This window comes from Marinobacter sp. MIT932201 (assembly GCF_047123295.1).
Lineage (GTDB): Bacteria > Pseudomonadota > Gammaproteobacteria > Pseudomonadales > Oleiphilaceae > Marinobacter > Marinobacter salsuginis.
The window spans coordinates 913,886-927,195 of the sequence record NZ_CP138917.1 but is presented as its reverse complement, the minus strand read 5'-3'; the positions used below and the strand labels follow the sequence as shown (position 1 = coordinate 927,195).

Annotated in this window: 14 protein-coding genes; 3 read left to right on the top strand and 11 right to left on the bottom strand. The window is 58.4% G+C overall.

Annotated features, from left to right (window positions below; translation table 11 throughout):
* Positions 1-36 precede the first annotated feature (36 nt).
* The gene (locus tag SIC15_RS04200; protein ID WP_412537134.1) at positions 37-732 is read right to left on the bottom strand and encodes a DUF2057 family protein; all 696 of its coding nucleotides are present in this window, start codon (positions 730-732) and stop codon (positions 37-39) included.
* Between the two features lie 269 nt (positions 733-1,001).
* On the opposite strand from SIC15_RS04200, the gene SIC15_RS04195 reads away from it, so the two are divergent.
* Positions 1,002-1,205, top strand: a complete 204-nt coding sequence (locus SIC15_RS04195; protein WP_069185170.1) for a DUF6316 family protein — start codon at positions 1,002-1,004, stop codon at positions 1,203-1,205.
* A 19-nt stretch (positions 1,206-1,224) separates the two neighbouring features.
* On the opposite strand, the gene SIC15_RS04190 is transcribed toward SIC15_RS04195, so the two are convergent.
* From SIC15_RS04190 to glyA, 8 genes are all read right to left on the bottom strand, one after another.
* The gene (locus tag SIC15_RS04190) at positions 1,225-1,752 is read right to left on the bottom strand and encodes a phosphatidylglycerophosphatase A (RefSeq protein WP_412537133.1); all 528 of its coding nucleotides are present in this window, start codon (positions 1,750-1,752) and stop codon (positions 1,225-1,227) included.
* A complete protein-coding gene (gene thiL, locus SIC15_RS04185; protein ID WP_412537132.1) occupies positions 1,749-2,705 on the bottom strand; it encodes a thiamine-phosphate kinase in 957 nt (318 codons plus the stop codon). Before thiL ends, SIC15_RS04190 begins: the two co-directional genes overlap by 4 nt.
* A 3-nt stretch (positions 2,706-2,708) precedes the next feature.
* Positions 2,709-3,185, bottom strand: coding sequence for a transcription antitermination factor NusB (nusB, locus tag SIC15_RS04180; RefSeq protein WP_104323162.1), 477 nt, complete (start codon positions 3,183-3,185; stop codon positions 2,709-2,711).
* Positions 3,185-3,661: a 6,7-dimethyl-8-ribityllumazine synthase gene (gene ribE / locus SIC15_RS04175; RefSeq protein WP_296935052.1), complete on the bottom strand. Its 477-nt coding sequence runs from the start codon at positions 3,659-3,661 to the stop codon at positions 3,185-3,187. Before ribE ends, nusB begins: the two co-directional genes overlap by 1 nt.
* A gap of 47 nt (positions 3,662-3,708) precedes the next feature.
* Entirely contained in the window at positions 3,709-4,824 is a 1,116-nt protein-coding gene (gene ribBA / locus SIC15_RS04170) for a bifunctional 3,4-dihydroxy-2-butanone-4-phosphate synthase/GTP cyclohydrolase II (RefSeq protein WP_069185165.1), read from the bottom strand.
* Between the two features lie 64 nt (positions 4,825-4,888).
* Positions 4,889-6,004, bottom strand: coding sequence for a bifunctional diaminohydroxyphosphoribosylaminopyrimidine deaminase/5-amino-6-(5-phosphoribosylamino)uracil reductase RibD (ribD, locus tag SIC15_RS04165; RefSeq protein ID WP_153634759.1), 1,116 nt, complete (start codon positions 6,002-6,004; stop codon positions 4,889-4,891).
* Entirely contained in the window at positions 6,001-6,519 is a 519-nt protein-coding gene (gene nrdR, locus SIC15_RS04160) for a transcriptional regulator NrdR (RefSeq protein WP_008170769.1), read from the bottom strand. Before nrdR ends, ribD begins: the two co-directional genes overlap by 4 nt.
* A 77-nt stretch (positions 6,520-6,596) precedes the next feature.
* A complete protein-coding gene (glyA, locus tag SIC15_RS04155; protein ID WP_069185163.1) occupies positions 6,597-7,850 on the bottom strand; it encodes a serine hydroxymethyltransferase in 1,254 nt (417 codons plus the stop codon).
* 376 nt (positions 7,851-8,226) lie between these two features.
* Here glyA and ettA point away from each other — a divergent pair, with 376 nt between their 5' ends.
* Together ettA and radA are read left to right on the top strand one after the other, a co-directional pair.
* Positions 8,227-9,888 (top strand): energy-dependent translational throttle protein EttA, encoded by a 1,662-nt coding sequence (gene ettA / locus SIC15_RS04150; RefSeq protein ID WP_153634760.1) that lies wholly within the window; start codon positions 8,227-8,229, stop codon positions 9,886-9,888.
* The gene (gene radA, locus SIC15_RS04145; RefSeq protein ID WP_412537131.1) at positions 9,888-11,264 is read left to right on the top strand and encodes a DNA repair protein RadA; all 1,377 of its coding nucleotides are present in this window, start codon (positions 9,888-9,890) and stop codon (positions 11,262-11,264) included. The genes ettA and radA overlap by 1 nt, the downstream gene beginning before the upstream one ends.
* A 171-nt stretch (positions 11,265-11,435) precedes the next feature.
* Here radA and SIC15_RS04140 read toward each other — a convergent pair whose 3' ends face one another.
* The gene (locus SIC15_RS04140) at positions 11,436-11,804 is read right to left on the bottom strand and encodes a PilZ domain-containing protein (RefSeq protein WP_069185160.1); all 369 of its coding nucleotides are present in this window, start codon (positions 11,802-11,804) and stop codon (positions 11,436-11,438) included.
* 317 nt (positions 11,805-12,121) lie between these two features.
* Positions 12,122-13,186: a uroporphyrinogen decarboxylase gene (gene hemE / locus SIC15_RS04135; protein ID WP_412537130.1), complete on the bottom strand. Its 1,065-nt coding sequence runs from the start codon at positions 13,184-13,186 to the stop codon at positions 12,122-12,124.
* Positions 13,187-13,310 lie beyond the last annotated feature (124 nt).

Below are 13,310 nucleotides of genomic sequence, written 5' to 3'. Positions count from 1 at the left end.
ACAGGCAGGCCCGGAAACGTTCAGGCAAGGATTCGATTATTCGAAGGCCCAACGAAGAAACGCCTTCTTTTCCTCGTCACTCGCTGTTTCCCAAATGGATTTGAGCTGTTCAAGTGCATTTTCGCCGGTTGCCGGAGCGATCTCGGAAGTAGACGCCGGGATCGGCGTACGGGAGGTTGTCATCTGCTCTTTCGGATCCCAAACGGTGGAAGTCGCCACGGCTGCTCCCGCCGAAGAGACAATCTGGGCGGAAAATTCCGGCATTTCTTCTTCAGCTTCCTGGCGTGACTCCGGCTGATCGAACTTGAACCGATAAGTCTCACCGGCTGCGGCCTCGAAGCGAGCAACCTGGGGCTCGCTCTCAATCACGTGAACTTTCGATTCCCCGTTTCTGACCACAGTGCTTTTCGCCCAGATGGTCTTGTAGACAAACACAACCTCGTTTTCGCCTGGAAGCAAGGCATAGTCTAGGGCCAGGTCATCCATCAGGAAGTTGGTCATGACGCGGCCGTTCACCCGGGTCACGCGGATTTCACCGGGTGTTTGCAAAGTAGCGGCGTTAGACGCGGCCGCAGGATTGCCTTCCCAGGTTTCAACGACGCTGACACTGGAAGCACATCCCACCAGAGACACTACGAGCACGGCAGCCAGCCCGGCACGCAAACAAGTTACGCCTCGACGACAGCGCTGTCCTGTGGATTGGAAAACACGGATCAGATAAGAAATGTTCATTAAGTCTCCTTGGCATGAGGATGGATATAACATCAGGCTGGCGCCAGTTTTTTAGCATTCTGACGAGTGCATCTGACAAGGGCAAGACAACGGCGGGCTTTACCACCGCATTCTGTATTTTTCACTGATGATCCCGAGTGAGACGCAACCCGTAAAATTGTAAAAAAATGTTGAATTCGCCCTGGATTGGGTTAATTTTAAACAGATCGGCAGATATTAACGCGGCGCCCGAAAAGCAAGAGCGAAAAGCGGGCAGTACAGGAGATGCCATGGACACCCAACGCAGGACCGGAGAAGAAGGGCCGGTTCCCTTTCGCAGCAGTCGATTCTTCTGCGTAGGGAGCAAATGGTACTTCACTACCCGGGAGGGGTTTGATAGTGGCCCGTTTGCTTCCCGGGAGCGAGCGGAGACAGGCCTGAAGCGGTTTCTGCACGTTGTCCGGCTGTTGCCGGAAGAGCAGCAGCTTCACTGACGGGGTCAGTGCTGGCTCGCTAGACCATTACGGGAACGAGCCACACGTCCACTGCCCACAGGCAGGCCAGGGCCATTAAACCGGCGATCACGTCGTCGACCATAATTCCCAGCCCGCCCGGCAGGTGCTGGTCCAGCCAGTTTATGGGCCAGGGTTTGGCGATGTCGAAGAGCCGGAACAGAGCGAAGGCGCCCAGAACCCCGTAAATATTGTCGGGAAACAGTCCCAGGGCAATCCACATCCCGACGAATTCATCCCAGACAATACCGCCATGGTCATGGACCTTCAGGTCTTGGGCCGTCTTTCCGCAAAGCCAGATACCTACGATAAACGCAACCAGGATCACCAGCCAATAACCCACCGGCGGTAACCAGGCAAAACCGTACCAGAGTGGTATGGCTGCCAGACTCCCCCATGTACCGGGTGCCCTCGCGGTTGCGCCGCTGCCAAACCCAAAGGCCAAAAGGTGCACGGGGTTTCGCAAAAAACCGGGTGGCAGTATCACTGCCGGCGCGTCGGGCTCCGGAGTTTGACCTTCCTGACTCATGATTGACTCCTGAAATGGTCATACCCCGCTGGCACCGCTTCCAGACCGCAATCAACGCCATCGAGATACAGGCCCGACTCGGCGGTAACAGCCCCAATCACGGTAAGCTGGCTCTTCAGTGATTCCGGTGCAGACTCCCAGCTTTCCGGGGCAAAACAGACGCAGAGTTCGTAATCGTCCCCCGAACGCAACGCGTAGTTTAGGGCCTTGCTACCTTTGAGCCGCGAGAGCGCGGCCGAAAGAGGTACTCGATCACTCGCGATCCTGGCACCGACCCTCGATGCGGCAAGAATATGGCCGAGATCAGCCAACAAACCGTCGGAGATATCAATCGCGGCGCTGGCATACCGGCGCACCTCCCCTGCCAGATCTAGCCTTGGCCAGGGCCGATGGTAATGCTCAAGCACTGCGAGGATGTCAGCAGAAGGGGCAGGTTCAGAGAGATAATCGAGGGCAGCCCCCGCGTTACCCAGGGTGCCCGACACGGCAATCAGATCCCCCGCACGGGCGCCTGAGCGTCGGACCCCGCCCCCCTGCTCTACAGTGCCATGCACCTGCAGGCTCAGAGTGAGTGGCCCGGAGGTTGTATCCCCGCCAGCCAATTGGAGACCGAACGCCTCGCTGGCTCGTCTCAACCCGGCCGAGAAATCTTCAAGCCACTGCTCATCCACGGCTGGCAGCGTCAGCGCAAGCGTGAAGCACTCCGGGTCGGCGCCCATGGCAGCAAGATCACTGGCTGCGACAGCGAGAGCACGCCAACCCAGGTAATCCGGGCGATAATTTCGGGGAAAATGGACACCCTCCACGAGAGCATCCACGGAAAAGACAAGATCCCGGCCAGCGGGAATCCGCTGAATCGCGCAATCATCTCCGGGCCCCAGTATCAGAGAACCGGCTTCCTGCCGCTCGCCGAGCGGCAGGAAGAAGCGCCGGATCAGCTCGAACTCGCCCATCGCCTAGCGGGCGCGAGTCTCGGCAAGGCGGAGTCGGCCGCTGAGCTTGTCGAGGATGCTGTTGACGAATTTATGGCCCTCGGTGCCACCGAAGCGTTTGGCCATTTCAATGCCTTCGTTGATCACCACCTTGTAGGGCACATCAAGCCGATGCTTGAGCTCATAGGCTCCCAGACGAACAATCGCCAGTTCCACCGGGTCAACCTCGTTGATAGGACGATCAAGGAAAGGCTCGATCAGCTTGTCCAGTTCACCCTGTTCGCGATGCACACCGCGAAGCAGATCACGGAAATACAGCAGATCGACCTTGCTCATATCATTGTCGACCATGAACTCGGCTTCAATGTCAGAAATCGCCGTTTTGCTGAAATGACGCTGATAGAGCCCCTGCATGGCAAGGGCCCGGGCACGGCGTCGATCACCGGCTTTCGGTTGGCCGGACGGAGCCGGCTGCGGTGATGTACCTTCAGTTTCGCTCATTACTCACCCAGCTTCTTGAACAGACTGACCATTTCAAGGGCAGTGATCGCGGCTTCCGCACCCTTGTTACCAGCCTTGGTTCCGGAACGCTCGATGGCCTGTTCGATGGAATCCACCGTCAGCACCCCGAAAGTTACCGGTACATCGGTATCAAGGCTGACAGCGCCGAGCCCGCTGGAGGCCTCGCCGGCAACATACTCGAAATGGGGCGTGCCACCACGGATGACCGCACCCAGGGCAATAATCGCATCGTAGTCGCCGGTTTCGGCAACGCGTTTGACGGCGAGGGGCATTTCATAGGCCCCCGGAACACGCACAATGGTGACATCGTCATCGGAAATCCCGTGGCGGCGAAGTGTGTCCAGTGCACCTTCAACCAGGCTTTCCACAACAAAGCCGTTAAAACGGCCCACGACCAGCGCATAACGTCCGCTGCACTCGGTAAAATCACCTTCAATTACTCTGATATCTGCCATTGATGGCTCCTTCACGTGTCGCGGCATCGAGGCCACGACCGGGTTAATCATTCAGGGGTATAGGGAACGTATTCAACAACTTCCAGATCAAAACCGGAGATCGCCGAGAATTTGATCGGCGGACTCAAAAGACGCATCTTTCCAACACCGATATCCCGGAGAATCTGGGAACCGGTGCCTACGGTAAAGTAGACGCCCGAGCTGCCCTTGCCGGAGGAACCCTTACCCTCATCAAAGAATTCCTGGATCCGGTCTTCCAGGTTGTAGCTGTCCTCTGCGCTGTTCAGGAGAACAACCACACCCTTGCCTTCCTCAGCAACTTTCTCCAGGGCGTGGTGCAGAGGCCAGCTACGGGAGTCCTTACGGCGGGCGCCCAGAAGATCCCGAAGGGTATCGGTGATGTGAACACGAACAAACGCTGGCTCGTCAGGAGAAATATCCCCCATCAACATGGCCAGATGAGTGGCTCCCTGGATGTTGTCTCTATAGGTTCGAAGCTTGAATACGCCGTACTCGGTATCCAGGTCATTCTCTTCCACACACTCTACAGTGCGCTCGTTCATGGTGCGGTAATGAATCAGGTCGGCAATCGTTCCGATCTTCAGATCGTGCTCTTCGGCAAACCGCTCCAGATCTTCCCGGCGGGCCATGGAGCCGTCGTCATTCATAATCTCGCAGATCACACCCGCCGGCTCGCAACCGGCCAGTGCCGCAAGGTCACAGGATGCTTCCGTGTGCCCCGCACGGCTAAGCACGCCGCCGGGATCAGACATCAACGGGAAAATATGGCCAGGCTGGACCAGATCACTGGCCTTGGCATTTCGGGCCACCGCTGCCTGAACCGTGCGAGCCCGATCTGCCGCTGAGATACCAGTCGTCACGCCCTCTGCGGCTTCGATGGAAAGGGTAAACTTGGTCCCGAAACCGGAGGCGTTCTGCTGGACCATCAGCGGCAAACCCAATTGTTCGCAGCGGTTCCGGGTCATGGGCATACAGATCAGGCCGCGCCCAAAACGGGCCATAAAATTGATGGCCTCGGCCGTGCAATGCTCAGCAGCCATCACGAGATCGCCCTCATTCTCGCGATCCTCGTCATCCATCAGTATGACCATTTTGCCCTGACGGATATCTTCAATGATGTCTTCAATGCTGTTCAGTGCCATATGGTTTTGCACCCTTGCGGCGTTCCGGCAAGTGTTGGCTTGCAGAACGTCCTGAGTTTATGGATTACTGGCGGGCCAGGATCAAACGCTGATCCTCACCTACCTGACGTCGGTCCAGAACTTTCCATTGTACTTTATCTGCCATGGTCTCCAGCGGCAGATGTGCGGTCGGACGCCCCGTGCTGCCGAGGAAAACCGGCGCCTGGTAGAGCCAGAGTTCATCGACCAGGTTTTCGCTGATAAATGTGCCAGCCAGAGTGGGCCCCGCTTCAACCAGCAGTTCGTTGATACCAAGCTCGCCTAGCGAATCCAGCAGCTCAGCCAGGTCGATGCCGTTGTCCTTCCAGGCAACGCCGGTAAGACTGATGCCCAGCGCCGCCAGATCCTGTGCCGGCGCGGTCGCCAGTGTTGATGACGCACAGAACACCTGCACGTTACCGCCATGAAGGATCTTCGCCGAACACGGCGTGCGCGCATCCCGGTCTGCAATCACCCGAAGTGGCTGCCTGGACGGTTCCGTCGCGTCGCCAATATCCCCCAGATCTTCGCGCCGGACTGTCAGGGACGGGTCATCGGCCAGCACCGTACCCACACCTGTCAGAATCGCATCACTGATCGCTCTCAAGCGCTGAACGTCGCGACGGGCCTCTGTACCGGTTATCCACTGGCTCTCACCGGAAGCCATCGCAGTACGGCCATCAAGGCTCGCGGCCATTTTCAGGCGCACCCAGGGCCGCCCGGTGTTCATCCGCTTCATGAACCCCGGATTCAGGCGCGCAGCTTCTTCCGCCAGCAAGCCTTCGGTAACCCGGACACCCGCTTCCCTGAGCATGTCCAGCCCACGACCTGACACCGACGGATTCGGATCCTTGGTTGCGGCGTACACATGAGCAATCCCGGCATCGATCAGCGCTCTGGCACAGGGCGGCGTGCGACCGAAATGGCTGCAGGGCTCCAGTGTTACGTACGCCGTCGCGCCTCGGGCGTCAGTGCCTGCCTGACTCAGAGCACGAGTCTCGGCATGGGCCTCTCCGGCGCGCTCATGCCAGCCCTCACCAAGCACCAGATCTCCCCGGGCAATGACACAGCCAACTCTGGGATTAGGATGGGTGGAGTACCGACCGCGCCAGGCAAGCTGGACAGCCCGTGCCATCATGGCCCTGTCGCGGTTCTCGATCATGCCTTGCCTTTGGGGGCGTGGTTATCCGCCAGTGCTTTGGCGACATCAACAGCAGCCTCGCCATTGCTTGCCGATAACCTCTCGATTTCTTCCTTGAACTCGTTGATATCCTGGAAGCTGCGATACACCGAAGCGAAGCGGACATAGGCAACTTTGTCCAACTGGCGCAATTCGGTCATGACCTCCTCGCCCAGCTGCATGGATTTCACTTCCCTCTCGCCGGTCGCCCGCAACCGGTATTTGATCCGGTTCAGGGCCGCATCAATCTGTTCAATGCTTACAGGCCGCTTTTCGAGCGCTTTCATCAGCCCCGCGCGCAGCTTTTCCTCATCAAACGGCTGCCGGGTGCCATCCTGCTTGACCACCCGTGGCATCACCAGTTCGGCGGACTCAAAGGTCGTAAACCGTTCCCGACAAGACAGGCATTCCCTGCGGCGACGCACCTGATCACCCTCAGCCACCAGCCGGGAGTCGATCACCTTGGTATCTGCTTCACCACAGAAGGGACAATGCATAATCAGGAACTCCGAAGAGGAAGCCGGGCCAACATGTCGGCCCGGCGGGTCATGCCTGTAGTCTAGCTATAAAACGATCAGCCGTAGACGGGGAAACGGGCGCAAAGCGCACCGACCTGCTCGCGAACACGGCTGTTGACCGCCTCGTCGTCCAGGTTATCGAGGATATCGCAGATCCAGCCGGCCAGATCACGACACTCGGACTCACCGAATCCGCGGGTTGTGATCGCCGGGGTGCCAATACGCAGACCGGAAGTGACGAACGGTGACCGGGGATCATTGGGAACCGCGTTCTTGTTCACGGTAATGTGAGCACGACCCAGCGCCGCATCAGCATCTTTACCGGTAATGTCCTGCTTGATCAGGCTGACCAGGAACAGGTGATTCTTCGTGCCACCGGAAACCACGTCGTACCCGCGATCCACAAAAACCTGGGCCATGGCAGAAGCGTTCTTAACAACCTGCTGCTGGTAGGCCTTGAACTCATCGCTCATGGCTTCCTTGAAGCACACGGCCTTGGCGGCAATCACGTGCATCAGCGGACCGCCCTGGCCACCCGGGAAGACAGCAGAGTTCAGTTTTTTCTGCAGATCGGCGTCGTCGCAGGCCAGGATCAGACCACCACGGGGACCGCGCAGAGTCTTGTGCGTCGTGGTTGCAACCACGTGAGCGTGGGGAACGGGATCCGGATAAACACCAGCGGCAACAAGACCAGCTACGTGGGCCATGTCCACAAACAGGTAGGCACCAACCTTGTCCGCAATCTCGCGAAAACGGGCAAAATCCAGCTCCTGTGAATACGCGGAGAAGCCGGCAATGATCATTTTCGGCTTGTGCTCAACAGCCAGCGCTTCCACTTCGTCGTAATCGATCAGGCCGGTTTCCGGGTTCAGGCCGTACTGCACGGCGTGGTAGATCTTGCCGGAAAAGTTCACGCTAGCCCCGTGGGTGAGGTGACCACCGTGGGCAAGGCTCATACCAAGAACAGTGTCACCGGGCTTGAGCAGGGCCATGAAGACAGCAGAGTTGGCCTGGGAACCGGAATGCGGCTGCACGTTAGCGTAGGCAGCACCAAATAGCTCCTTGGCACGCTCAATCGCCAGATCTTCGGCAATATCCACGAATTCGCAGCCGCCGTAATAGCGCTTGCCCGGATAGCCTTCCGCGTACTTGTTGGTCAGCACGCTGCCCTGGGCTTCCATCACCCGAGGGCTGGTGTAGTTCTCGGATGCGATCAGCTCGATGTGAGCTTCCTGGCGCTTCTCTTCCGCCTGCATGGCGTTCCAGAGTTCGTCGTCAAAGCCGGCGATTTTCATTTCACGATTAAACATGGATGCGCTGCCTCTGTGTGCTTGGCTGGCCCGGAGAGCTTTGGCACTCCGCAGCCCCCCTGAAAAATTGGGCCGCTATTCTATCTTACAAAGGGGTGAAAAATCACCCTTTATACCGTCCGCAGATACCGGCATACGGCCACCTCCGGTTTCTGCTCAATTGCTATCACTGGTGCGTTTCGTTACCTTACCGGATCAATAACACGAGCTCCGATCAAGGGGGGCGGGGCTGGCCTTCCGGGATCGTCAAAATCAGGGATGATTTTGCCGAGCGTACATGGACGTATTTACAGCGTATCCCGGAAGGCCAGCCCCGCCGCCCGAGTCACCAGTATTCGAATTCACGAACCTGTTATATCAAGAGGTTTACGCCAGTATGGCCCAATACGTATACACCATGAACCGGGTGGGCAAAGTAGTCCCGCCCAAGCGCGAGATTCTGAAAGACATCTCGTTAAGCTTCTTCCCCGGCGCCAAGATCGGCGTACTGGGCCTCAACGGTGCCGGTAAATCCACCCTGCTCCGCATTATGGCGGGCGTGGACCAGGATTACATCGGTGAAGCCCGCCCGCAGCCCGGCATCAACGTGGGCTATCTGCCCCAGGAGCCGGAGCTGGACGAGGACAAAACGGTCAAGGAGATCGTCGACGAGGCGGTTTCCGGCGTCCACGACGCCCTTGCCGAACTGGATCAGGTTTACGCAGCCTATGCCGAACCGGACGCCGATTTCGACGCATTGGCCAAGAAGCAGGGCGAACTGGAAGCCTACATCCAGGCCACCGATGGCCACGACATTGAACGCAAGATGGAAGTTGCGGCCGATGCACTGCGCCTTCCACCATGGGACCAGAAAGTCAGCGTTCTTTCCGGTGGTGAGCGCCGCCGGGTAGCCCTGTGCCGCCTGCTCTTGTCGGGGCCGGACATGCTGCTGTTGGACGAACCCACCAACCACCTGGATGCCGAATCCGTGGCCTGGCTCGAGCGCTTTCTCCACGACTACGAAGGCACCGTCGTTGCCATCACCCACGACCGCTACTTCCTGGACAACGTCGCTGGCTGGATCCTGGAACTGGACCGTGGCCATGGCATTCCGTTTGAAGGCAACTACAGCCAGTGGCTGGAGAACAAGGAAAAGCGTCTGGAGATGGAATCCAAGCAGGAAGCCTCTCACCAGAAAGCCATCAAGCAGGAACTGGAGTGGGTGCGCAGCAACGCGAAAGGGCGCCAGTCGAAGAGCAAGGCTCGTCTGGCCCGCTTTGAGGAGATGAGCTCCCAGGAATTCCAGAAGCGCAACGAAACCAACGAACTCTACATTCCGCCTGGTCCACGGCTGGGCAACAAGGTGATCGAGGTGGACGGTATCAGCAAGTCCTTCGGTGACCGACTGCTGTATGAAAACGTGTCCTTCAGCGTACCGCCCGGTGCCATCGTGGGCATCATCGGCGGCAACGGTGCTGGTAAATCCACCCTGTTCAAGATGATCGCCGGTTTCGACAAACCGGATTCTGGCGACATCACCGTCGGCGAAACCGTGGAACTGGCCTACGTGGACCAGATGCGAGATCTGGACGGCAGCAAAACCGTCTGGGAGGAACTCTCGGACGGCAACGATATCATCAAGGTGGGCAACTACGAGACGCCTTCGCGAGCCTACGTTGGCCGCTTCAACTTCAAGGGCAGCGACCAGCAGAAGCGGGTTGGCGACCTATCCGGTGGTGAGCGCAACCGCCTGCACCTGGCCAAACTACTGAAACAGGGCGGCAACGTGCTGCTGCTGGACGAGCCGACCAACGACCTCGACGTGGAAACCCTCCGCGCCCTGGAAGAAGCCCTTCTGAACTTCCCGGGTTCTGCCCTGGTTATCTCGCACGACCGCTGGTTCCTCGACCGTGTGGCAAGCCATATCCTGGCGTTCGAGGATGATGGCGAGGTCGTTTACTTCGAGGGTAACTTCACGGAGTACGATGAGGACTTCAAGAAGCGCAAAGGCGATTCTGCCATGCAGCCCCAGCGCATGAAGTACAAGAAGCTGGCCTGATGGCAAAAGCCAAGACCGCCTACGTCTGCACCGAATGCGGTGCAGACTATTCCAAATGGCAGGGCCAGTGCACAGCCTGCCAGGCCTGGAACACCATCAGCGAAGTTCGCGGCGTCAGCAGCAATGCCAAAGGCGCCCGCGGCGCCCGCTTTGAGGGATTCGCCGGCAGCCTTTCGGAGGTTCAGAGCCTGGACGACGTCAGCCTGGCCGAGCAGCCCCGTATCAGCTCCGGCATGCAGGAGTTCGATCGGGTTCTGGGCGGCGGGCTCGTGGAGGGCTCAGCTGTTCTGATGGGCGGCCATCCAGGTGCAGGCAAGAGCACCCTTCTACTCCAGGCGGTCTGCCATCTGGCCGCATCGGTCCCCGCCTTGTATGTGACTGGTGAGGAATCCCTGCAACAGGTCGCCATGCGCGCCAAACGCCTGGGGTTGCCCACCAAAGACCTGAAGATGCTGTCCGAAACCAGCGTCGAGCGCGTCATGCAGGTGGCCGAGGCAGAAAAGCCCCGGATTCTTGTGGTAGACAGTATTCAGGTGATGCACATGGCGGATATCGAGTCCGCCCCCGGCAGTGTCTCCCAGGTGCGGGAAAGCGCAGCCTACCTGACCCGGTTCGCCAAGCAGACTGGCACCATCCTGTTCCTGGTTGGCCATGTGACCAAAGACGGCAGCCTGGCAGGCCCTAAAGTCCTGGAACACATGATTGACTGCTCTATCCTCCTGGAAGGCTCCAGCGACAGTCGCTATCGCACACTACGCGGGATCAAGAACCGGTTTGGCGCAGTCAATGAGCTGGGCGTGTTCGCGATGCTGGAACAGGGCCTGAAGGAAGTGAAGAACCCCAGCGCGATCTTCCTGAACCGCGGCGAAGACGCCGCCCCGGGAAGCGTGGTGATGGTGGTCTGGGAAGGCACCCGCCCCATGCTGGTGGAAATCCAGGCACTGGTGGATATGGCCCAGGGCGGCTACCCAAGGCGTGTTGCCGTTGGCCTGGACCAGAACCGGCTAGCCATGCTTTTGGCCGTACTGCACCGCCATGGAGGCATGCACGTGTCCGATCAGGACGTGTTCGTAAACGTGGTTGGCGGCGTAAAGGTCAACGAAACCAGTGCCGACCTGGCACTGCTGGCCGCCATCGTCTCCTCCTTCCGAGACCGCGCCCTGCCCCAGGACCTGGTCATCTTCGGCGAAGTCGGCCTGTCCGGCGAGATCCGCCCGGTACCTAGCGGCCAGGAACGAATCTACGAAGCTGCGAAGCACGGCTTTACCCGGGCACTAGTGCCGAAATCCAATGCACCAAGGAAGGCCATCGATGGCATGAAGGTGATTCCCGTTACCAAACTGAGTGATGCGCTTACTGCCCTCGAAGAACTCTAAGCCTGAGTTTTCTGGAGTCGACGGCCAGTCTGTTATCGGTATTTCCAAAAACCGCTACGAGCACATCCATGTGCGCTTGTCCTCGGCCATCCTTGGCCTCCGACATTTTTGGAAACACCGATAACAGACTGTCCTGCAAACGAAGTTGCAAGACTCGGACGTCAAACGGCTTTAATCAATCAGATGTGCAAACTCTCTTTCCAACAGCGCCTGGTCGCCCAGGTTCAGTTCCACTAGGCGTTTAAGGTGGGTGGCGCTATCAAGATCAATGTACTGACATTTGAAGCCCAGCCGGTGCGGTTCCACGTGCCTCAACTCAACGGCCATGACAATACCAGCCTCATGGTCGTCCAAATGTACAATCACCTCACAGGGCTGCTTTAACGGGACCTGCCAACCCTCCGGCCGCTTGACCAGAACACCTTTTAGCGAAATATCCAGCACCTCCGTCGTCCAGACGGATTCCTGGCAGTGGAGTTCACAGGGCGCATCGAATTCGATTCGGTGGAACCTGCGTTTTTCGGGGGTTTTAGCGGGCAACGGGTTACTCCTGTTAACCGGTCTTGTTTTACCTGACTATAGACCGGACAGGAGATTGCATCCAGAGGAGTTTTTGAGGGAGCTTCGGTTGTCGGATTACGGTGCGCATTGCGCGCCTAATCCGACCTACGGGACTCTCGAAAGGATATATCCCTGAGGTAAGACTCGGGCCGTGGTGGGGCCCTTTCCAAAAATGTCGGAGGCCAAGGATGGCCGAGGACAAGCGCACATGGATGTGCTCGTAGCGGTTTTTGGAAAGGGCCCCATCACGGCCCAGCCAACATGATCAGCAGGCTGGAAAAAACGAACTCTAATACTCAGCGATGATACTCGGGGCTAAGTTCCACCACGGCCTCGATGAACGCCTTGGCATGCTCCGGATCGACATCCGGCGTAATCCCGTGGCCAAGATTGAAGATATGGCCAGTACCGGAACCAAAGCGCCGGAGGATATCGGCCACTTCCTGGCGAATCCGCTCAGGTGGCGCATACAGCATTGCCGGATCCATATTGCCCTGAAGGGCCACCCGGTCACCAATGCGGGCCCGGGCATTGCCGATATCGGTGGTCCAGTCGAGGCCGACGGCATCGGCACCGGAACCGGCAATGGATTCCAACCACTGACCGCCGTTCTTGGTGAACAGAATCACCGGCACCCTGCGACCATCGTTCTCGCGAATCAGGCCGTCGACGATCTTCTTCATGTAGCGAAGGGAGAACTCCTCATAGGCCCAGCTGCTCAAAACGCCACCCCAGGTATCGAAAATCTGGACAGCCTGGGCACCAGCCTTGATCTGGCCGTTGAGGTAATCAATAACCGAATCCGCCAGATGGTCCAGCAAGCGGTGCATAACCTCCGGCTGGCCGTACATGAGCTTCTTCGCCTCCCTGAAATCCTTGGAAGAGCCGCCCTCAATCATGTAGGTCGCCAGGGTCCACGGGCTGCCGGAGAAGCCGATCAGGGGAACGCTGCCGATCAGGGCTCCGCGAATGGTGGAAACCGCGTTCATCACGTAATCCAGATCCACCTCAGCGTTAATTTTGGGCAGAGCCGCTACATCGGCCTCGGAGCGAATCGTATTCCGGAATTTCGGGCCTTCACCGGTTTCGAAGTACAGGCCCAGACCCAATGCATCGGGAATGGTCAGGATGTCTGAAAACAGGATGGCCGCATCCAGCGGGAAGCGCTCCAGGGGCTGGAGTGTGACTTCACAGGCCAGCGGCGTGTTCTTGCACAAGCTGAGAAAATCCCCCGCCTTGGCCCTGGTCGCACGGTACTCCGGCAGGTATCGCCCGGCCTGACGCATCATCCAGACCGGTGTGCGGTCCACGGGCTGGCGCATCAGGGCGCGCAGGAAACGATCATTCTTCAGCTCGGTCATAGAAAATCCAGCGTGTTCTGTACAAAGGGGAAAATTGGATGGAGGCCATAATACCCGGTTTGCGGGAATAAAAAAGGGCGGCTTTCCCTTAGGAAACCGCCCTTCTGATCAGGATCAATCCTGC

Coding starts and splice junctions, on each gene's coding strand:
- SIC15_RS04200 (WP_412537134.1), bottom strand. CDS start 732: ATGAACATTTCTTATCTGATCCGTGTTTTCCAATCCACAGGACAGCGC.
- SIC15_RS04195 (WP_069185170.1), top strand. CDS start 1,002: ATGGACACCCAACGCAGGACCGGAGAAGAAGGGCCGGTTCCCTTTCGC.
- SIC15_RS04190 (WP_412537133.1), bottom strand. CDS start 1,752: ATGAGTCAGGAAGGTCAAACTCCGGAGCCCGACGCGCCGGCAGTGATA.
- thiL (WP_412537132.1), bottom strand. CDS start 2,705: ATGGGCGAGTTCGAGCTGATCCGGCGCTTCTTCCTGCCGCTCGGCGAG.
- nusB (WP_104323162.1), bottom strand. CDS start 3,185: ATGAGCGAAACTGAAGGTACATCACCGCAGCCGGCTCCGTCCGGCCAA.
- ribE (WP_296935052.1), bottom strand. CDS start 3,661: ATGGCAGATATCAGAGTAATTGAAGGTGATTTTACCGAGTGCAGCGGA.
- ribBA (WP_069185165.1), bottom strand. CDS start 4,824: ATGGCACTGAACAGCATTGAAGACATCATTGAAGATATCCGTCAGGGC.
- ribD (WP_153634759.1), bottom strand. CDS start 6,004: ATGATCGAGAACCGCGACAGGGCCATGATGGCACGGGCTGTCCAGCTT.
- nrdR (WP_008170769.1), bottom strand. CDS start 6,519: ATGCATTGTCCCTTCTGTGGTGAAGCAGATACCAAGGTGATCGACTCC.
- glyA (WP_069185163.1), bottom strand. CDS start 7,850: ATGTTTAATCGTGAAATGAAAATCGCCGGCTTTGACGACGAACTCTGG.
- ettA (WP_153634760.1), top strand. CDS start 8,227: ATGGCCCAATACGTATACACCATGAACCGGGTGGGCAAAGTAGTCCCG.
- radA (WP_412537131.1), top strand. CDS start 9,888: ATGGCAAAAGCCAAGACCGCCTACGTCTGCACCGAATGCGGTGCAGAC.
- hemE (WP_412537130.1), bottom strand. CDS start 13,186: ATGACCGAGCTGAAGAATGATCGTTTCCTGCGCGCCCTGATGCGCCAG.